Annotated in this window: 19 protein-coding genes; 5 read left to right on the top strand and 14 right to left on the bottom strand. The window is 67.3% G+C overall.

Features of this window, described 5'->3' with window-relative positions; all coding sequences use genetic code 11:
* Positions 1 to 61: 61 nt before the first annotated feature.
* Positions 62 to 940 (bottom strand): sigma-70 family RNA polymerase sigma factor, encoded by an 879-nt coding sequence (locus ACWDXS_RS06675; RefSeq protein WP_449962848.1) that lies wholly within the window; start codon positions 938 to 940, stop codon positions 62 to 64.
* Between the two features lie 117 nt (positions 941 to 1,057).
* Between ACWDXS_RS06675 and ACWDXS_RS06670 the strand changes: the two genes are divergently transcribed.
* Positions 1,058 to 1,402: a DoxX family protein gene (locus tag ACWDXS_RS06670; protein ID WP_378996034.1), complete on the top strand. Its 345-nt coding sequence runs from the start codon at positions 1,058 to 1,060 to the stop codon at positions 1,400 to 1,402.
* A gap of 45 nt (positions 1,403 to 1,447) precedes the next feature.
* Here the strand turns inward: ACWDXS_RS06670 and ACWDXS_RS06665 are convergent, their stop codons facing one another.
* Positions 1,448 to 3,037 carry a GMC family oxidoreductase gene (locus ACWDXS_RS06665; protein WP_387444351.1) on the bottom strand — a complete coding sequence of 530 codons (1,590 nt, stop codon included), beginning with the start codon at positions 3,035 to 3,037 and terminating at the stop codon, positions 1,448 to 1,450.
* Positions 3,038 to 3,181: 144 nt separating this feature from the next.
* Positions 3,182 to 4,663 (bottom strand): FAD-dependent oxidoreductase, encoded by a 1,482-nt coding sequence (locus tag ACWDXS_RS06660; RefSeq protein ID WP_378631374.1) that lies wholly within the window; start codon positions 4,661 to 4,663, stop codon positions 3,182 to 3,184.
* A 181-nt stretch (positions 4,664 to 4,844) separates the two neighbouring features.
* On the opposite strand from ACWDXS_RS06660, the gene ACWDXS_RS06655 reads away from it, so the two are divergent.
* Positions 4,845 to 5,336, top strand: a complete 492-nt coding sequence (locus ACWDXS_RS06655) for a glutathione peroxidase (RefSeq protein WP_449962843.1) — start codon at positions 4,845 to 4,847, stop codon at positions 5,334 to 5,336.
* Positions 5,337 to 5,353: 17 nt separating this feature from the next.
* Here ACWDXS_RS06655 and ACWDXS_RS06650 read toward each other — a convergent pair whose 3' ends face one another.
* From ACWDXS_RS06650 to ACWDXS_RS06640, 3 genes are read right to left on the bottom strand one after another with little or no spacing between them, the layout of a single operon-like run.
* Positions 5,354 to 6,550 carry a DUF7373 family lipoprotein gene (locus tag ACWDXS_RS06650; protein WP_449962840.1) on the bottom strand — a complete coding sequence of 399 codons (1,197 nt, stop codon included), beginning with the start codon at positions 6,548 to 6,550 and terminating at the stop codon, positions 5,354 to 5,356.
* The gene (locus ACWDXS_RS06645) at positions 6,547 to 8,139 is read right to left on the bottom strand and encodes a protein kinase domain-containing protein (protein ID WP_449962837.1); all 1,593 of its coding nucleotides are present in this window, start codon (positions 8,137 to 8,139) and stop codon (positions 6,547 to 6,549) included. Before ACWDXS_RS06645 ends, ACWDXS_RS06650 begins: the two co-directional genes overlap by 4 nt.
* Positions 8,140 to 8,183: 44 nt before the next feature.
* Entirely contained in the window at positions 8,184 to 9,602 is a 1,419-nt protein-coding gene (locus ACWDXS_RS06640) for an MFS transporter (protein WP_449962834.1), read from the bottom strand.
* 183 nt (positions 9,603 to 9,785) lie between these two features.
* On the opposite strand from ACWDXS_RS06640, the gene ACWDXS_RS06635 reads away from it, so the two are divergent.
* Positions 9,786 to 10,616: an SAM-dependent methyltransferase gene (locus tag ACWDXS_RS06635; RefSeq protein ID WP_378996024.1), complete on the top strand. Its 831-nt coding sequence runs from the start codon at positions 9,786 to 9,788 to the stop codon at positions 10,614 to 10,616.
* Positions 10,617 to 10,665: 49 nt separating this feature from the next.
* Here the strand turns inward: ACWDXS_RS06635 and ACWDXS_RS06630 are convergent, their stop codons facing one another.
* Positions 10,666 to 11,130 carry an SRPBCC family protein gene (locus ACWDXS_RS06630; RefSeq protein WP_378996022.1) on the bottom strand — a complete coding sequence of 155 codons (465 nt, stop codon included), beginning with the start codon at positions 11,128 to 11,130 and terminating at the stop codon, positions 10,666 to 10,668.
* Positions 11,131 to 11,244: 114 nt separating this feature from the next.
* Here ACWDXS_RS06630 and ACWDXS_RS06625 point away from each other — a divergent pair, with 114 nt between their 5' ends.
* On the top strand, positions 11,245 to 11,796 hold the full coding sequence (locus ACWDXS_RS06625) for a hypothetical protein (RefSeq protein ID WP_449962829.1): 552 nt from the start codon (positions 11,245 to 11,247) through the stop codon (positions 11,794 to 11,796).
* A 412-nt stretch (positions 11,797 to 12,208) separates the two neighbouring features.
* Here ACWDXS_RS06625 and ACWDXS_RS06620 read toward each other — a convergent pair whose 3' ends face one another.
* The 3 genes from ACWDXS_RS06620 to ACWDXS_RS06610 all read right to left on the bottom strand — a co-directional run bounded on the left by ACWDXS_RS06620 (position 12,209) and on the right by ACWDXS_RS06610 (position 13,538).
* Positions 12,209 to 12,715: a MarR family winged helix-turn-helix transcriptional regulator gene (locus tag ACWDXS_RS06620; RefSeq protein ID WP_449962826.1), complete on the bottom strand. Its 507-nt coding sequence runs from the start codon at positions 12,713 to 12,715 to the stop codon at positions 12,209 to 12,211.
* 34 nt (positions 12,716 to 12,749) lie between these two features.
* Positions 12,750 to 12,878: a hypothetical protein gene (locus ACWDXS_RS06615; RefSeq protein WP_378996016.1), complete on the bottom strand. Its 129-nt coding sequence runs from the start codon at positions 12,876 to 12,878 to the stop codon at positions 12,750 to 12,752.
* Positions 12,879 to 13,211: 333 nt separating this feature from the next.
* The gene (locus ACWDXS_RS06610; RefSeq protein ID WP_378996014.1) at positions 13,212 to 13,538 is read right to left on the bottom strand and encodes a hypothetical protein; all 327 of its coding nucleotides are present in this window, start codon (positions 13,536 to 13,538) and stop codon (positions 13,212 to 13,214) included.
* On the opposite strand from ACWDXS_RS06610, the gene ACWDXS_RS06605 reads away from it, so the two are divergent.
* Entirely contained in the window at positions 13,531 to 14,082 is a 552-nt protein-coding gene (locus ACWDXS_RS06605; protein WP_449962821.1) for a hypothetical protein, read from the top strand. The genes ACWDXS_RS06610 and ACWDXS_RS06605 overlap by 8 nt on opposite strands.
* On the opposite strand, the gene ACWDXS_RS06600 is transcribed toward ACWDXS_RS06605, so the two are convergent.
* The 4 genes from ACWDXS_RS06600 to ACWDXS_RS06585 form a co-directional block, all read right to left on the bottom strand.
* The gene (locus ACWDXS_RS06600) at positions 14,057 to 14,758 is read right to left on the bottom strand and encodes a Crp/Fnr family transcriptional regulator (protein ID WP_449962818.1); all 702 of its coding nucleotides are present in this window, start codon (positions 14,756 to 14,758) and stop codon (positions 14,057 to 14,059) included. The genes ACWDXS_RS06605 and ACWDXS_RS06600 overlap by 26 nt on opposite strands.
* Positions 14,759 to 14,898: 140 nt before the next feature.
* Complete coding sequence (locus ACWDXS_RS06595; protein WP_449962815.1) at positions 14,899 to 16,509, bottom strand: GMC family oxidoreductase; 1,611 nt, start codon at positions 16,507 to 16,509, stop codon at positions 14,899 to 14,901.
* A gap of 119 nt (positions 16,510 to 16,628) precedes the next feature.
* A complete protein-coding gene (locus ACWDXS_RS06590) occupies positions 16,629 to 17,135 on the bottom strand; it encodes a pyridoxamine 5'-phosphate oxidase family protein (protein ID WP_378996005.1) in 507 nt (168 codons plus the stop codon).
* A 172-nt stretch (positions 17,136 to 17,307) separates the two neighbouring features.
* The gene (locus tag ACWDXS_RS06585; protein WP_379314497.1) at positions 17,308 to 18,081 is read right to left on the bottom strand and encodes an SDR family NAD(P)-dependent oxidoreductase; all 774 of its coding nucleotides are present in this window, start codon (positions 18,079 to 18,081) and stop codon (positions 17,308 to 17,310) included.
* Between the last annotated feature and the right edge of the window lie 50 nt (positions 18,082 to 18,131).

The following is an 18,131-nucleotide window of genomic DNA, read 5'->3' as shown; positions in this document are numbered from 1 at the left end:
CAGTGACCGCAACATTGCATCGAATGCAAAAATGCGGAATCCGGGCGTTCGCGGGTTTTGATCAGGGCAGCAGCGACAGGGTGAGCGCGGCCAACCGAGCTGGCGCGGCCACCACGTCGTAAGCCTCGATGCGCCCACCGCGCACGAGGAACGTCACCACGAAATCCGGTCCGTCGGCTCCCGGCACCACCAGGCCGGGCCTGCCGTCGACGAGCACCAGCACCGCCTCGCGCGAGCGCCGCCGCAGCGCGAGAGCGCCGTCGGCCACGGCACGGGCGCCGCGCACGACCAGGGCCATTCCGGGCGAGAGCGCCGCCGGGTCGGCGGTTCGCACCACGTCGGGTGCGAGCACCGCGAGCAGTCCGCCGAGATCGCCCTCGCGAGCAGCCTGCACAAAAGCCGTCACCGCGGTCTGATGCGCGAGTAGTTCCGCCGGCTCGACCCGGGCGGGCGCGTGCACACGCAGCCGGGCCCGGCTCGCGAGTTTCTTGGTGGTGGCCGGCGTGCGCCCGAGCATCGGCGCGATCTCGGCGAAGGGCACCGCGAACAGATCGTGCAGCACGAAAGCGACACGTTCCTCGGGGCCCAACGTGTCGAGAACGACCAGCAGCGCCCGCCCGACGGAATCCGCCCGCACCGCTTCGGCTTCGGGATCCACACCCGCGCCCGTCGCCACCGGAACGGAAGTCTCGGAGGACGCTATCTCGGCGCGACGGGTACGGGCGCGCAGCATATCGAGGCAGATCCGCGATACCACCGTGGTGAGCCAGCCGTCGAGATCGGCGATCTCGGTAGCGGTCCCGGCCAAGCGCAACCACGCCTCCTGTACCGCGTCCTCGGCTTCGGCTCCCGAACCCAGCATCCGAAAGGCCACGCCACGCAGGCGGTCGCGCCGTTGTTCGAAGGCGCGCGCCGACACTTCGGTCCGGTCAGTGCGCATCGGTCACCTTTCGCTCGCGCCGGTCGTCTATCCGAGGACGGCACTCGCTGTCCCATCACGGCGGCTGTCTCCACGATGACAGAGGCGCCGATCACCGAAACCGGAGGATCTGATCCGATGCACACCACCTATCTCGTCGTCACCGTGCTCGCGGCCGTCGCCGCCTTGGCAGCTGCGCTGATCGACGTCGTTCGCGCCGACTGGGTACGCGAGAACATGCGCCACTACGGCATCGCGCCCTGGACGCTCACGCCGCTGGCCCTGATCAAGGCGGCGGGTGGACTCGGTCTGCTCGCCGGTCTGGCCTATCGGCCGCTGGCGGTGGCAGCCGCGGCCGGGCTCGTGCTGTATTTCGTCGCCGCCGAATTCACCGTGTTGCGGGCGCGCCAGTACGCGGATCTGGGTTATCCGCTGCCGTACCTGCTGCTCGCGGCCGCTTCGCTGGGCCTCGCGGGAGCATGAGGCAGCTGGTGGCGCGCCCGTGCCCGCGCGCCACCAGCACCTGGGTCAGGCCTCGGCGAGGATGAAGTCCGCGGCCTGTTCGCCGATGAAGATGGCGGGGGCGTTGGTGTGGCCGCGGATGATCAGCGGCATCACCGAGGCGTCGGCGACGCGCAGACCCTCGACGCCGCGAACCTTCAGGTCCGGGGCGACGACACTGGCGGCATCGGTGCCCATCCGGCAGGTGCCGATCGGGTGGTAGAGGGTGTGCGAGAACTGTTCGATGGTCAGCGCGATGGCCGCCTCGAGATCCTCGGGTGCCTCGGGCGGGTAGATCAGCGCGCCCAGCGCGCTCTTGAGCGCGGGCTGCGCGGCGAGCCCGGCACACACCCGAAGTCCGGCGGTCAGCGCGGCCCGGTCGGCGCCCTCGGCATCGGACAGATACCGGGGATCGATCACCGGCTTGGCCGTCGGATCGGCCGAGGCCAGGCTGATCTTGCCGCGACTGCGCGGGCGGAGCAGGATCGCGCCGAGCACCACACCGTGTTCGGTGGCTTCGACCAGACCCTCGTGGTAGAACGGCGCCGGAGCGTAGATCAGCTCGAGGTCGGGGTGCTCGAGGTCGGGCGCGCTGCGCACGAAGCCGTATGCCTCACCGACATTGGAGGTGAGCATCCCGCGGTGGCGGACCAGGTAGTTGATCAGTTCGAGGGGCTTCTCCGCGGTGAACAGCGAATCGGAGTCCACGCTGTAGCCGAGCGCCGAGATGAGGTGATCCTGCAGGTTCGCGCCGACCTCGGGGGAGTGCGCGACCAGTTCGATGCCGTGTTCTTTCAGCTCGTCCTGATCGCCGATGCCCGAAAGCTGCAGCAGCTGAGGGCTGTTCACCGCGCCACCACACAGGATGACCTCACGATCGGCGGTCACGGTGAGGGTCTGCCCGCCGCTGCGGTATTCGACGCCCACAGCCTTGGTGCCCTCGAACAGCACCCGGGTGGCCAGCGATTCGGCCAGCACGGTCAGGTTCGCCCGCTTCATCGCCGGACGCAGGTACCCGTCGGCGGTGCTCCAGCGCCTGCCGTCGCGCTGGGTCACCATGGTCTGGGTGAAGCCCTCGGGCGCGGGCCGGTTCGCCGATTCGAGCTCGTGGCCCGCCTGCCGCGCGGCCTCGAGGAACGCGTGCGTCGACGCGCGCGGGCTGCGCTGGCGCTGTACGTGCTGGGGCCCCTTGGAACCTTCGTCGGGAAACTGTGCGTCCTGGACGTTCTCGATCTTGCGGAACTGCTCCACCGCGGCGGCGAAATTCCATTTCTCGCCCGCCAGCAGCCCCCATTCCTCGTAGTCGGCGCGGAAGCCACGAACCCACATCATCGCGTTCATCGATGACGAGCCACCGAAGGTCTTGCCGCGCGGCCAGTAGATCTGCCGGTCGCCGAGCTCGGGCTGTGGCTCGGTCAGATAGTCCCAATCGCGCTCGCTGCGGAACAGTTTCGAGAACGCGGCCGGGATGTGGGCGAACTTGTCGTCGTCTGCCGGACCTGCCTCCAACAGCACGACCGTGGTGCCCGGGTCGGCACTGAGCCGATTCGCGAGCACCGCCCCCGCGGATCCGGAGCCGACGATCACGTAATCCGCGGACGTCCCACCTGCTTGCACTGTCCAACTCCGATCTGCATTGCGTCTTCGTTCGGCGCGCCTGCTCCCGGGCGTGAAAAGACCGTGAGCCCAGCCGGACTCGTCGTCGGGCGTGACGCTGCAAGCAGAGTACTGACAGAACCCGTGCGGTGGGTCGTCCGCGGTTCAGCCGGCGGCCGCCGCTTTGCCCGCGCGACGGCCGTAGAAGCTGCCGTCGCCGAGCGAGGCCCCGCTGACGTAGCCGTACGCGCACAGGCCGGACGTGCAGCGTCCCGCCGCGAACAGGCCCTCGATCGGCTCACCGCTCACGTGCAGCACCCGCGAATCCAGGTCGGTGCGCAGCCCGCCGAGGGTGAACCCGGCGGTGAACCCGCGCAGGTCGAAGCAGGCCAGCGCCCCCTTGATCGGGCGCACCCATTCGGGTTTCTTGCCCAGCAGCGGGTCGGTGCCGTGCTCGGCGTGCTGGTTGTAGGTGGCGACGGTGGTCTGCAATGTCTGTGCGGGCAGGCCCATCTCGGCCTCGAGCTCGGCGACCGTCTCGGCGACCCACTTGGGCTGGAAGCGGAAGAACGGGGTGGCGCTCTCGGTGGCGAGCGCCTCTTCCAGCGAGGTCTCGTCGATGATCAAGAACGCCTGGTTGTCGTTCTGCAACAGCGTCGCCTGACCGATGCGGCCGGGATAGGTGTCCTCGGTGACGTAGCGCTGGCCGCGTCCGTTGACGAGGATGCCACGCGCCATCATCTGCGGATCGCCGAAGATGGCCACCTCGCTTGCATCCATGTGCGCCAGCTCGGCGCCGAGCGCTTGAGCCAGCCGGATGCCGATGCCGTCGTGTTCTTCGATGGCCGCGCCGGGCCTGCCGCTCAGGCGCGGGGTGTAGCGGTCGATCATCTCGGTGTCGTAGGCGAAGCTGCCGGTGGCCAGGACGACACCACGCGCGGCCCGCACGGTGACGGGCTTGCCGTAGGTGGTGGCCAGCACGCCCACCACCCGGTCCTCGTCGTCGACGACCAGCCGGCGGATGCGGGTGTCGTACTCGACGTCGATGCCGAGCTCGGCCACGGTGTCGGCCAGTGGCTTCATCAGCATGTAGCCGCCGCTGCGCTCGCCGATCTTCTTACCCGCCAGCTCCGGAACGTGGCCGCGCGGAGCGGGTTCGGCGATGTCGAGGAACGGTGCGGAGTTCTCGCCACCGGAGTACATCAGGCCTTCGTCGTGCGGGGGCTCCCAGCCGGGCTCGCCCCAGAACGACTCCTTGAACGGCACCCCGCAGTCGACGAGCCAGTTGTAGTGCTCGACGCTGCCCGCGCAGTAGTCCTTGATCTTCGCCTCGTCGACGCCGGGTCCGAGCGCGGCGGTGAGGAACGCCGCCATGTTCTCCGGGGTGTCGTCGAACCCGAGTGCCTTCTGCAACGGTGTGCCGCCACCGAGGTAGACGAATCCGCCCGCCAGCGCCGCCGCGCCACCCCAGCCGCCGGTCCGTTCCAGGATGAGCACCTTCGCGCCCGCTCGCGCGGCTTCGATCGACGCGCACACGCCGGCGATGCCGAAACCGGCCACCACCACATCGGCGTCGAAATCCCACTGCGTCACCTCGCTCGCGCGCAGCGGGCGGACGGTATCGATCCGATGTGGCTGGTCGCTCACGGGCTTCCTCCGGTGCTCAGGGTGCGGGCATCACCGCCCATCCATAGGAATGGTGCCGTGAACCGCGTCACAAAACAAGAACGTGTTACAGATTCTCTCGCCGAGCGGGACACTTGCGCGCCGATCGGGCTCCGGTACGGTGGCGATCGAACCGACATAGACGAGATCTGGTGGTGATGTGATGAGCGCGAACATTCGAGACATTGCGGTGCAGACCCTGGCGGGCGAGGACACCACACTGGGTGAGCTGGCGGGCGAGCGGGCGGTACTGCTGGTCAACGTGGCCTCCAAGTGCGGCCTGACCCCGCAGTACGGCGCCCTGGTGGAACTGCAGAAGACCTACGGCGAGCGCGGTTTCACCGTGATCGGCTTCCCGAGCAACCAGTTCATGGGCCAGGAGCCCGGCAGCGCCGAGGAGATCCACGAATTCTGCTCGGTCACCTACGGCGTCGATTTCCCGCTGCTCGCCAAGGCCGATGTCAACGGCGACGACCGGCACCCGCTCTACGCCGCGCTGGTCGAGACCGCCGACGCCGAGGGCGCGGCGGGCGACGTGCAGTGGAACTTCGAGAAGTTCCTCGTCGGTCGCGACGGCACGGTCGCGGGCCGGTTCCGCCCGCGCACGACCCCCGATGCCGCCGAGGTCGTGCAGGCGATCGAAGCCCAGCTCTGATCTAGACCAGCACCGAACTACTGAGCGTTCGCCAGCAGCGCGTACTGTGCCGCGGCCTGCTGGCGAACTCCGGCGGGTTCGGCGCCGCTGACGAACGCGCCGTAGCGCCGGTAACTCACATAGCAGCGGGTCAGTGCGGGCGCACTCCCCGCACGCCGCTCCGCGCACCGCGCCTGCGGCAGGCCCTCGGGCGCCGCGACCGGATGCGCTGCCGCGCTGAGTGTGTTCTGCCATGTCGTGCCGAAGGCGAGGGCCGCGGCCTCGTCACGGAACCGGAACAGCGTGGTGCTGTAGGAATTCGCCACGCTGTCCACGCCACCGCGATCCCACGCCGCGCCGAGCTCGGCGGGTTCGGTGGGGCGGTAGTGCAGTCCCGCACGGCCGGTCCACGCCGCGAACTCGCGCGAGGAGATGGCGATCCGCTGATTGGCCGGGCCGGGAATCAGGGTGCGGCGCAACAGATCGTCGGGATCGCGGGGTAGCTCGGCGATCCGGTCGGGCGCGGTCGGGGTGAACTTGTCGAGCAGGGGGATCTGGGCGTCGAGGACGGCCGCGACGCGTGTGGCCAGCGCGTCGATGTCGGGCGAGGGATGCTGGAGGAACATACTCACCACGATCTCGCCGTGGGCGAAGGTGGCACCGATCGTCTTGATGCCGGGCCGCCAATGCGCGTGTGCGGCAGCGTAACCGGGGATCGACACCGGCTGATTGTCCGGACTCACCCGGAAATCGGTCGCCTCGAGTTCCCGCGCCGCCTCCTCGGCGGTCTTCGCGCCGGGAAACCGCGCCAGCACCACCCTGGTGATCCGCGCGTCGGTCTCGATCGCCGGTGTCGCCTTGTCGAAGGCTTGGCTGCCCTCGGCGACGTCGAAGGCCACGATCATCCGATGCCGTTCCAGCACGGGAAGATTCACATTCGAGATCGCCGAGGTGTCCGAAGCCCGCCGTGGGGTGTCCAGGACATCGGTGCCCCAGCTGTGGGTCAGAGCCGGATCGACCTCGTGCGGCAACACCACCGCGCCCGCCATCCGCAGCCCTTCCAGAATCGGCCCGTCCGTGGACTTTCGGCCCGCCTCGATATCGGCGGGCGCTGTCGTATAACTACCCACGCCGAGGGAGCGGACATCGATCTCACCCGGCGTCGCGGTGCCCTCGACCGCGCCGCAGCCGACGAGCAGAACAGCGAGCGAGCCCAGCGCCAGTCGTGCGGTCACAGAGGTGCGGTGCTCAACCATTGGTCGATCATCTCCTGATGGGTGTGGCCCTTCCAGTACACCTGGAGCAGCACAGTCGAATACGGCGCGGCGTCGAATCGCACCAGCAGCCATGGTCCGGTGGAGCCGTTGAAACTGTGCACGGTCAGCGGTCTGCCGTACCGCGACCGCGGCTGCTGGGTCGCCCCGGCGGGCAGGGTCGCGACGAACCGTTCGACGGTCCCGGAATCCTTGTGTGCCATCACCTGCACGTGCAGTCCTTCGCGGTCGGTGCAGTCGAACCCCGTATCCCACATCGCCTCCGCGCTCTTCGTCGCGAAACTGCACCGCAGTTCCCGATACCCTGCACTGTCGGGACTCGCGGGCAGCAGGTCGGGGAACATCGCGATCGTGGGCCGCGCCGCCGCCCACGCGTCGACGGTGGTGGGCGGCGCGACCGTTGCGCTCGTCGGAACGGCGCCGGTTCTCCCGGAGTCTCGGATCGACAGGATCACAGTTCCGATCGCGATCATGGCGACCGCCCCGAGTGCGCCAGCTACCCACCACCCGGCGTTCCGGCGACGCGCTCCAGCACGAGTGGCGGTGTCGAGCTCGGCCCGATTGCCGGCACCGAACGTCGGGTTGCCCGCGACGCCGGTCCCAGCTACCGCGTCTGGGCCTACCCTGCTGACCTGTGGCCCTCGCACCAAGTGGTCGATCGGCTGAGCCGGTCCGACGGGGCCGGTCATCGGACGAGCTGGAGCGGTTCCGGTGGTCAGGGCCGTGGACGCCGCCGCGACCATCGCCGCACAACTGGGGAATCGATGATCGGGATCCTTGGCGAGGGCGCGCGCGAACACCGCGTCCATCGCAGCGGGCATGCCCGCCGCGATCTCGCTGATCCGCGGCACCGGCTGCATCAGATGCGCACCGATCAACGCCCCCGCATGGGTCGCGGTAAACGGTGGGCGCCCCGCGAGCAGGTGAAACAGCGTGCACGCCAACGAATACTGGTCCGACCGCGCGCCCGCGGTGCGCCCGTCGAGCTGTTCGGGCGCCGCGTAGCGCAGCGTCGCGACCAATGTGCCGGTCTCGGTCAGCGCTGTGCCCTCGTCGACTGCCTTCGCGATGCCGAAATCGGTGAGCAGCACCCGCTCACCGCTGCCGCCCGCGCTCTCGCTCAGCAGAATATTGGCGGGTTTGACATCGCGATGCAGGAGCCCGGCCGTGTGCGCGCAATCGAGCGCGTCCGCCGTCGACCGTGCGATGTGCAACGCCCGCCGCGGTGCCACAGCCCCTGTGCGCAGCGCCGTTTCCGCGTCGCTGCCCGCGACGTACTGCATCGCGATCCACAGCCGCCCGTCCTCGTTTCCGCAGTCGTGGATCGCCACGATATTCGGATGATCGAGGCGCCCCGCGAGATCGGCCTCGCGCTCGAATCGACCCCGGAACACCGGATCCGCCGAATACGAGGAGTGCAGCAATTTCACCGCGACCAGACGCGGCAACCGCGGGTGCCGGGCGGCGTACACACTCCCCATCCCGCCCGCCCCGAGCACCCGCTCGATCCGATAGCCGGCGAAAAGGTCACCGGCCCTGAGCTCGTGCATGGTGTCACGCTAGCTCAGGACCGGTGGCGCCGCGATCAGCACGCTCAGCGGCGGATCCCGCGCACAGCCAGTGCCGCCGAGACGGCGGCGACGAGCGTGATCGCCGCGCAGATCAGATGCACGACCGCGACCGCGTCGGCCGCCGATGACGCGGTCGCTCCCACCAGTTCGAAGAACACCGACCCGATGCTCGCGATCCCGACCACGGTCCCCAGTTGCACGCTGGTGACGAGAATGCCGCTGGCGTCGGCGGCGAGTGTCACCGGTACCGCGGCCAATGCCCGTGTCATCAACGGGCTGAACGCCAGCCCGTTACCGAGACCGAAGACCCCGAACGCGATCGACGCCGCGATACCGATACCCGCGCCGTCGCCCAGCAGCCACGCGAGCCAGCCCAGCGAGGCCGCGCTCATCACCAGCCCGAACGGAATCATCCTCGCGTGCAGCGTGGCCGGAACGCGCTGCCAGGACAGTCCGGCCACGGCGAACGCCGCACCCATCGGCAAGAACTGCATGCCCGCCCGCAGCGCGCTGTAGCCGAGGTCGCTCTGCATGTGGATGGCGCTCACGAACAGCCAGCCGCCGAAGGTCCCCATCACCATGAGCAGGGTGGCGGCAGTGGCGAGCAGACCGGGCGCGCCGAGCGCCTGCGGCGCGAACAGGGGATCGCGGCCGCGCCCGGCGACCGCCCGCTCGATCACAACGAACACCGCCAGCCCGAGCACACCCGCTCCGAGACACAGCCACGACCACCGCGGAAACCCGAGCTCCCGGCCGAGCACCAGCGGCACGACCAGCAACAACACGGTGGCCGTGAGCGTCACCAAGCCCAGCCCGTCGACCGTTCGATCGGTGCGGGCGACGGTGACCGGGAGGACACGTGGAGCCAGCACCAGCAGTGCGATGCCGATCGGCACATTCACCAGGAACACCCCACGCCAACCGGTGCCGCCCAGATCGGCGTCGACGATCAATCCGCCGAGAATCTGGCCCGCCAGCAGGCCACCGGAGACGATCGCCGCATAGATACTCAGGGCTCTGGCTCGCGCCGCCCCGGCGAACGTGCGCTGGATCAACGTCATCACCTGTGGCGCCATCGCGGCCGCCCCGACGCCCTGACCGAACCGGAACACGATGAGCGACAGCTCGTTCCATGCCAGTCCACACGCGAGTGAAGCCAGGGTGAACCCCGCCAGCCCCGCGATGAAGGTGCGTCGCTGCGTGAACCGATCACCCAGGCGCGCACCGCCGATCAGCAACACCGCGTACGCGATCACATACCCGGCGACGATCAATTGCAGTGCGGCCCCACCGGTGTCGAGGCTCGACCGAATGGACGGAATGGCGACATTGACGATGGAGCCGTCGAGCACCGTCATGAACTGGCCGGTGAGGATGACGACGAGCACGGCGATCGAACGCCTGCCCACCACCGAATCGGGCACCGGGGCTGGTTTGAGCATCTGGATCATGCTCAGATCCTGGGACCGGATGCACAGGATGAATAGGAGCCCACCGATACGGGTACTCCCGATACCCCGCTCGCGGCCTGCCCCGGATGGAGTCGGAATAGCTTGTCTGCCAAAGTAACTGATGCTCTAGGCTTGATTCGTCCAGTTGGCTCCGATGCTCGAAAGGCGCTCCCGATGTCGCATTCTTCTGCCGCCTACCCCAGCGCTGTTCCGGTCGGGGTGGACACCACCCGTGCGAGTATCGCGCGTGTCTACGACGCCGCACTCAACGGCAAGGACAACTACGACGTGGATCGCGCAGTGCTGGACCAGGTCCGCACCGTCGCTCCGCAGGTCAACGACCTGGCCTGGGCCAACCGTGACTTCCTGATCCGCGCCTGCCGATTCCTGGCCAGGGCGGGCATCGACCAGTTCCTCGACCTCGGATCGGGTCTGCCCACCGCGGAGAACACCCACCAGGTGGTCCAGCGGGTGAACCCTCAGTCCAAGGTCGTCTATGTCGACAACGACCCGTCGGTGCTCGTCCACGCGCAGGCATTACTGGCCAGCAACAGCCGCACCCGCATCGCCGAAGCCGACATCTTCCGCCCCCTGGAAGTTCTCGGCAACGAGACGGTCCGCCGCGAACTCGACTTCACCCGCCCGCTGGCGCTGTTCCACATCGGCACCCTGCACCACTATCTCGGCGACGACGGCCCCGCCCTCATGCAGACCTACATCGACGCATTGCCCTCGGGCTCGTTCGTCGCGATCGCCCACTTCCACGACCCGGAAACCGCCGAATACAGCGAGCTGGCCCGGAAAATGGAAGAGAAGTTCATCCACAGCCCGATGGGTAGCGGCCGCTTCCGCACCCGCGACGAAATCCAGGCCATGTTCGGCACCCTCGACATGGTCGAACCCGGCCTCGTCCGCTGCGACGACTGGTGGTCCGACGGCCCCCACCTCACCCCCCTCTCCGACGTCCGCAACTGCATCGTCGGCGGCGTCGGCCGCAAACCCTAGCGCCGCGATCCGGATCCGAGTTCCCGGCGCTACCTTTCGGGGCGCTGGGTTACTTCTTGATGGTGCGGGCGAGGATGCCGAGAGTGGCCCGCAGCGCGGACTCGGGAATGATCGGGAAGATAGCTGCTTCGCGGTAGCGGGGCGCGATCCTGCTCCAGTCGTAGTACGAGGTGACCAGGGTGCCGATGTCGCTGGGCTCGAGGCGATATCCGTACAGGTGCTCGATCGGCGGTTGGATGGCGCCCGAGATCGTCCACTCGAGATGCTTGTCCTGCTCGAACTCGGTGATGATCACTGTGACATCGTATTTGCCCATCGGGAAATCGTTGAGGGACTCACGATCCATGTGCACGATGAACTCGTCGCCGACGCCGGTGACGGGCTTGCCCTCCGCCGATTGCAGCATGCCCGAACTGTCGATCGCTACGTGCCCTTCGGGGGAACACAGCAGTGTGAAGATTTCCGAGGGTGACGCGGGGACCTGCCGCTGCACTTCGAACCGTTCTACCGTCATGTCGTCCACCCTCGCACACTCGGCGTCGATGCGGTCCGCCACTGACGCCAGCTGAACCGGACGGCTACGCGTGCGCGGCAGGTCCGATCGTCCCGCTGCTGTCACCTCGGTGCGGTGGCCGGTGGGCGGGCGATCGATGGAGTCGGACGCGGCGGCTTCGTCGTGGGCGGGGGCATGGTCGTCGTCGGCGACGTGGTCGTTGTCGACCGCGCCGATGTGGTCGTCGGCGCCGCCGGTGTCGTGGATATCGCCGGTGACCGGGATGTCGTGGTCGAACTCGGCGGATCGGTTGTTGTCGTGCTGCTGGGCGGTGCCGTCGTAGTGGTGCCCGGCACTGTGGTGGAAGTGATGGTGACGGTCGAGGGATCAGCAGACATCGTCACCGTGCTCGGATCGGCCGTCACCGTGATCGTCGACGTGTCAGTCGGAGTCATGGCGACGGGCACCGTGGAGGTCGGGGTCTGGGTGACGGCAGCTGGGCCCGGCACATCGGAGGTGTCCTGGACCGAAAGGCTTGCCGTGGCAGAGAAACTCGCGCTCACCGAAACAACCGTCGAGTTCGCCGTCGCGGTTTCCGTCGGTATGGTTGTCGTCGTTTCCGTCGCAGTGGTCGTGCTCGGGGAATCGGCGCCCGGTTGGGCGGACTCGGTATCGGTAGTGGGGTAGCCGCCCGAGACGTCGACCGGTACGGCGACCTCGCTCGGGTTGTCGGCTGTTGTGCTCGTGATCGTCGCGATGGACTGGCTTCGGCCGGCACTGTAGTCGGAAAATCGTGCGGTGGGTTGGCCCGCGAACGGCCCCGCGCTGTTCGCCCGCGCCGGTGGGCTCGAATCTGCCCGCACCACGAGCGTTGTCCCGATAACCGTCATCGCCAACGCGGCCGCCACCCCGGCACGCGACACGTGCCGCCGGAACCGATCTGTTGATCGCGGCGCGGGCGGGTGGCCGCACCGTCGCGCATTCTGAGGTCGAGGCTCGGTCTCGGTGACAGGCTCCGTAACCGGGTCTTCGCTGTTGTCGAAGGTGCGCATTGCATTCCTGCTTTCTCCCTCGAAATACGCCGACCGGCGTGCTGTTCTCAGGGGCGCGAGTAGGGATCCACCTCGCGCAGCCGTTGCCGGTGAATTCGTTGCAGTTCGCCCGCACGGGTGAGAAAGTCGGCGATTATTTCCAGTTCGGCGGCGTCATAATAATTCAGCAACATCTTGTAGCTCTCGACGATCATCGGAACGACGAGTTCCTGTACGCGATCGGCCGCGAGTTCGGTGGCCATCACAATGACGCGACGACGATCGGTCGGGTGCAGCGACCGTGTGATGTAGCCCTGTTTCTCCAGCCGGTTGAGCATGATCGTGACACCGGCGGAGGTGAGACCGAGCCGCTCGGCCAGCCTGCCCGGCGTCGTGGACTTCTCCTCGAGCAGGACGATCTCCAGCGCACGCCGATCGGTCTCGTTCACGCCCAGCACTCTGATCAATTCACGGACCAGGTCCTCGACGCTTCCGTGGTAGAACTCCAGCGCCCTTTTGAGCTCGACCGAGATCCGGGCGGGTTCGCTTGTTGTCGGGCACACGGGCTTTCCCATCGATCACTGGAAACAGAGAACCGCTCAGCACAAGTCACCGATCAGGGCCTGCTCGGTTGCTGAGCGCCGCGATCCGTTCAGGGGAGCCGGGACGCGCGGCGGAGTCGATGGATGCCGCAGGGCGCGGCAGCAGGGATTGCGGCCAGGTGCTCGAAGTGGGCATGGGCGCTCCTGTCCATCGATCGACCGGCTGCCCGAACCGCGGCTGACGAACATCACGAAAGCGGCACCGCTCCGGTCATCGAAGCGGCCGTGGCTGTGCCGGACATGCACTGTACGACACACCGGGCGAGGCGATACTGCGCATCGGATAATTCGGTCGAAGTGACTTCTCGGCTCCAAACCGTAAGCAGGGCAACCACTATCAGGTGATGCTGCCGTCGGGTGTGGGTCGGTGGGGCCGGGCCGGGCTGCTGAGGCAACCCGGTCCGGCCCCTTCACCACAGGCCGCCGGCGCGGACACCGGTCATCATCCGGCGGCACTCGTCGGGTGAGCTCAGACGACAGCTGTGGTGGTCAGGGTCGGGGACGGGTTCGGGTAGCACGAGGTCGCGACATTGCCGACAAAGGAGACATTGGTCGTCATGGTCATACCGGGACTGGTGTAGCTGGTCCCCGCGTACTTGCTGGTGATCGGTGTTCCGGCGGCGCCGGCGGTGACGTTGATGGTCACCGCCGGCGGGGTGAAGCTGGTGCCGCCGGCGATCGGGCCCGGCACGGTCAGTACGACATTCCCGCCCGATGTGGCCACGGTGCCCGCCACGGTGCCCCCGGAGGCGGTAGCCGAGACCACCGTCGAATTCGCCGGAGTCGGAATGGTCATCTTCAGGTTGCTGATGTTGTTCACGGTGAATCCGGAAGCCGAACTGGGCACCGACGAGGCGCCCGGTGTGATGGTGATGGCCACCGCGGAACCCGACGCCGCCGAGCTCGGCGCGGTGCCGGTGACCGAGGTGTTCATGCTCGAGGTTTGGCCGATACCGAGGACCGTGCCCCGGCAGCTCCAGTTCACGCTGACGGGCGCAGCATTTACCGGTGCGGCCAAACAAAAGACGGTAGCGATGGCGACCGGGGCAATAAAGCCCGCACGAAACAGGGAAGAGGTCGATATCATGGCGATCTCCAGGGAATGTCGAGCAGCGGTAAGACGGGAGTTCGAACCGCTAAAAAATGGGTGTTCAGAAAATATAACCCGCTCACATCTTTCTGTTGTTGAAATCGCAAATCCAAGCGTGTCAAAAATATCATTATCCGCAATTAGATATCTATCCGGAATAGTTAACTGCGGAAAGGTTTTTCGCAGGCCGGTATTGTCTCGGCCTGTCATCACCCGCCGGCTGCTCAGTGGCTGTGAAGTTTTGCTGTGAGCTGCCGCAATCCGTCGCCGTCATCGATGCCGATGCTTCCTGGGCCGATGGTGATCAGGCGGTGTCGCTCGAATTCCTCGATGACCTTGTGGAACGACGGGCTCCGCACGCCGAGCATGGCGGCGAGCGTGCGCTGATCCAGCTGCACCGACCCGTCGACGGCTTCGTCGAGAAGCAATTGAGCCACCTGGACCGGGAGCGGGCGGCCGAGCATATCGGTCAGCCGGGTCTGGACCGTCGTAACCCGTTGCGCCACAGTGGATATCCAGCGCCGAGCGATCTCGGGGTGGGTGGTGAGCACTGTGTCGAAATTGCGCTGAGGCAGGAACAGGCACTGCGCCTCGGCGAGCGTGCGCGCGGTGTATGCCAGTGGCACCCCCAGCACCAGCGCGATATCGCCGTCGACATCGCCAGGACCCAACATGCCTACCACCGCACGCTGTGTGCCCGACTCGACAAACAGTTCGACCTGCCCTTGCCGCACGATCCAGACTCCGTCCGGCGGTTGGTCCGCCGAGAACATCACCGATCCGGCGGGCAGGGCTTGGGGCTCGAGACGGTCGGCAAGGGCGGTGAGGTCGTCGAGATGCAGGGGAGCGGTGGCGCCGTGGCCTACCCATCGCGCGACCCAGGCCGCATGACGCACTCGGTGGTCGTCGAAAGACTGCTCACCCATATCGTGCAGCAAGTGGGAGAACGTTCGGTGGCTGTGTAGCATCGCGTGCTCCTGAAGGTGCGTACGAACTGGTCAACCCACCGCCCATTGTCCTCCCTTCGGCAACAGAACCCACCGCGTGCATACCGATGCGGAACCGCTCAAGGGCGAAGGATCAGGTCCGCGCACTTCTCGCCGATCATGATCGAGGGCGCGTTGGTGTTCCCGCCGATGATGGACGGCATGATCGACGCGTCCGCGACGCGCAGACCGTCGATGCCCGAAACCCGCAACGTCGGATCGACGACCGCACGCTCGTCGACGCCCATCCGCACCGAGCCCACCGGGTGGTACACGGTGTGAATTCGGTTCGGCAGCTCCGCGCGCAGCGACGCGTCGTCGGCGAACTCGGCCCCGGGGTTGATCTCGCCTGCGTTGTCGCCGGTTCCCGCCATGATCTCGCGCACCATCGCGATGCCTTCGAGCAGCACTTCCGCATCTTTGGGCACGCTCAGATACCCGGGGTCGATGAGTGGAGCCGCGGTCGGATCCGCCGAGGAGAGCCTGACGGTGCCCCGGCTCTCCGGGTAGATCAGCGTCGGGAAGACACTCTGCCCCGGCTTCTTCGTCGGCGGTACGACCCGCTTGTCGGAGTCCTGGTTGGGCGAGGGGTAGACCCAGTAGAGACTGAGCAGTTGCAGGTCGGGAATGTCCTGGGCGAACGACGTGCGCACGAACGCGACGGACTCGAACGATGATCCGGCCGCCCACGAGCTCCCTGGCCGGCGCTTCTCCGCGAGGAGTCCGCGCAGGAAGTACGACGGAGTCGGTCGACGCACCGCCGATTTCATGTTGTACGAGAGCGGGACGAAGAGGTGGTCGTGGAGGTTGTCGCCGACCGGCAGATCCGCGTGCACCGCGATACCGTGCCGCGCGAGGTGTTCGGCGGGACCGATTCCGGACAGTTGGAGGATCTGCGGCGACCCGAACGCTCCCGCCGAGAGGATCACCTCGCGCGAGGCGTGCACAATCTGCTTGCCGCCCTCGACCGAGATCTCGACGCCGGTGGCCCGCGAGCCGTTGATGACGATCCTGATGACCGTCGTCTCGGTGAGAACCAGCAGGTTCGGGAGCGGATCCGCATGGATGTAGCCCTGCGCGGTGGAGTAGCGCAACCCCTTCGCGGCGCTCTGCTGAAAGACCGCGACGCCTTCCTGACTTTCCGCGTTGTAGTCGTCGATGGCAGGCACCCCTAGGCGCTCGGTCGCCGCTCCCATGAACGCGCGGGCCGCCTCGGTGAGATCGCTCTTCCGGGTGACCTTGATCGGGCCACCGCCACCACGGAGCTCGCTGGCGCCGCCCTCCCAATCTTCGAGTCGTTTGAAGTACGGAAGGACACCGGCGTAGTCCCAGCCCTCGCAGCCCTCGGCCGCCCAGTCGTCGAAGTTCTTCTTGTTGCCGCGGACGAAGAGCATGCCGTTGACCGAACTCGAACCACCCAGGACCCGGCCGCGCGTCATGGGGATCGTGCGGTCGAGCGCACAGCGCTGCGGCGTCGACTTGGAACCCCAGTCGAACAGCTTCTTCAACTGCGGCGTGGAGTGCATGACGTTGATAGCGCCGGGAATCTGGAAGAGCATCTTGGCGATGCCTTTGTCGTCGGCGCGCCCAGCCTCGATCAGCACGACAGACGCGCCACTTTCCGCGAGTCGGCGAGCTACCGCGCAACCGGCGCTACCGGCTCCAACCACGATGTAATCGGCGTCGGTCATCGGCGTTTCTCCGTTCGATTACCGTTCTTCCGGTACGGCGACGATCACCCTGCCGGAGACGACTTCCAGGATGCGGTCGAGAGTGGACCCCTTCATTGTGCTCGTCCGACGGGCTCAGATCAGGGTTGAACGCCGGCTGTGCTGCCGCCGAGCGGCATGGCGGGCAGACCGAGTTTGCGATGGTCCCACGAGCGGATCCGCGTCGGCTCGACCCGAACGACGATGCGTTTGTGCATCATGGACTCGACCAGCGGACGAGCCTGCTCGGTGTAGGGACCGACGTAGCGGCGGAAGACGTCGATTCCGGCGTTCCAGTACTCCTCATCGGCGGGGTCCTCGATCAGATGCGCTGTTCCTTCGATCGACACGCCGCGCAACTGGTCGTAGGTGTCGCCCGCCTCGGCCATGCAGGTGAGGGTCGGGTTACGGCGCAGGTTGGTGGCCTTCTGCGACTTCGCCTTGGTCTCGAAGTAGATCTTGCCGTCGAGGTGCCCGAACCACATCGCTGTCAGATGCGGTTTCCCCTCGGCATCGAGGGTGGCCAAGGTGAGCACCCTGCTGCGGTCGAGGAACTGCGCGATCTCGTCCGCGCTCATCTGCACCGTGGCCCGCTGTTTGATTCCCACGTTCACCTTCCAGCTCGATCGTTGCGCCGACCCTATCGAGCAACCGCGATCGGCGATCCCGAACGCGACTATTCCGCTGGTCAGCGGCCCATGTGGTTGTCGCCTGCTGGAACAGCGCGTCCCACAGGGTGAATCGCAGCAGTCGACAGAACTTCGGATGGGCGCTGCTGGTTCAGAACTGGCCGGGCAGCGGCACAATGCCCAGGTTGGCGTCGAGGCCACCGTCGACGACGAGGGTGGTGCCGGTGATGTAGCCGGCGGCGGGCGAGGCGAGGAACCAGATCGCCTCCGCCTGTTCACGTGGTTCCGCGAACCGTCCGAGTGGGATCCGGCGTTCGATCGCGGCGAGCAGTGCGAGGTCCTGGTGTACGCCGGCGGTGATGCCGGTGCGGGTGAGCCCGGGTGCGATGGCGTTGATCCGAATCCCCTGCGCGGCATAGTCGATCGCGACCGCGCGGACCAGGTTGATCAACGCGCCTTTGGACGCGTTGTAGGCCCAGTTTCCCGCATCGCCACGCAAACCGGCCACCGATGCGGTCAACACCGCGCAGCCCCCGGACCGACGCAATGCCGGAATCGCCGCTCGCAGCCCGCGAATCGGCCCGAGCAGGTTCACGTCGAGGATGCGGTCGGCTGTGCGCACCGCATCGGCAGCCTCGAGCGGCGGGGTGCCGCCGGTTCCGGCATTGAGGACGATGGTGTCGAGTCGGCCGAAACGGCTCAGCGCGGCGTCGACCGCGGCCTGGTTCACCGCGTCGGAGGACACGTCGCCGGCCAGGGTCACGATGCCGTCGCCGAATCCGGTCAGGCCGTGCTCGGAGAGATCCACCGCGACCACGTCGTGCCCGCGTTCGGCGAACAACTCGACAGTGGCTCGGCCGATACCGGACGCGGCGCCGGTCACGATCGCGACGCGACGCGCGTCGGCGGGGGAGGGCTTGCTCATCTGGGGCCTTGTGTCGGAGCCCGAGCAGCGGATCTGATCTCGGCCACTCG

The sequence above is a fragment of the Nocardia sp. NPDC003183 genome (assembly GCF_053590715.1).
The sequence above is the reverse complement of the archived record's forward strand: the minus strand, read 5'-3'. Positions and strand labels throughout refer to the sequence as shown.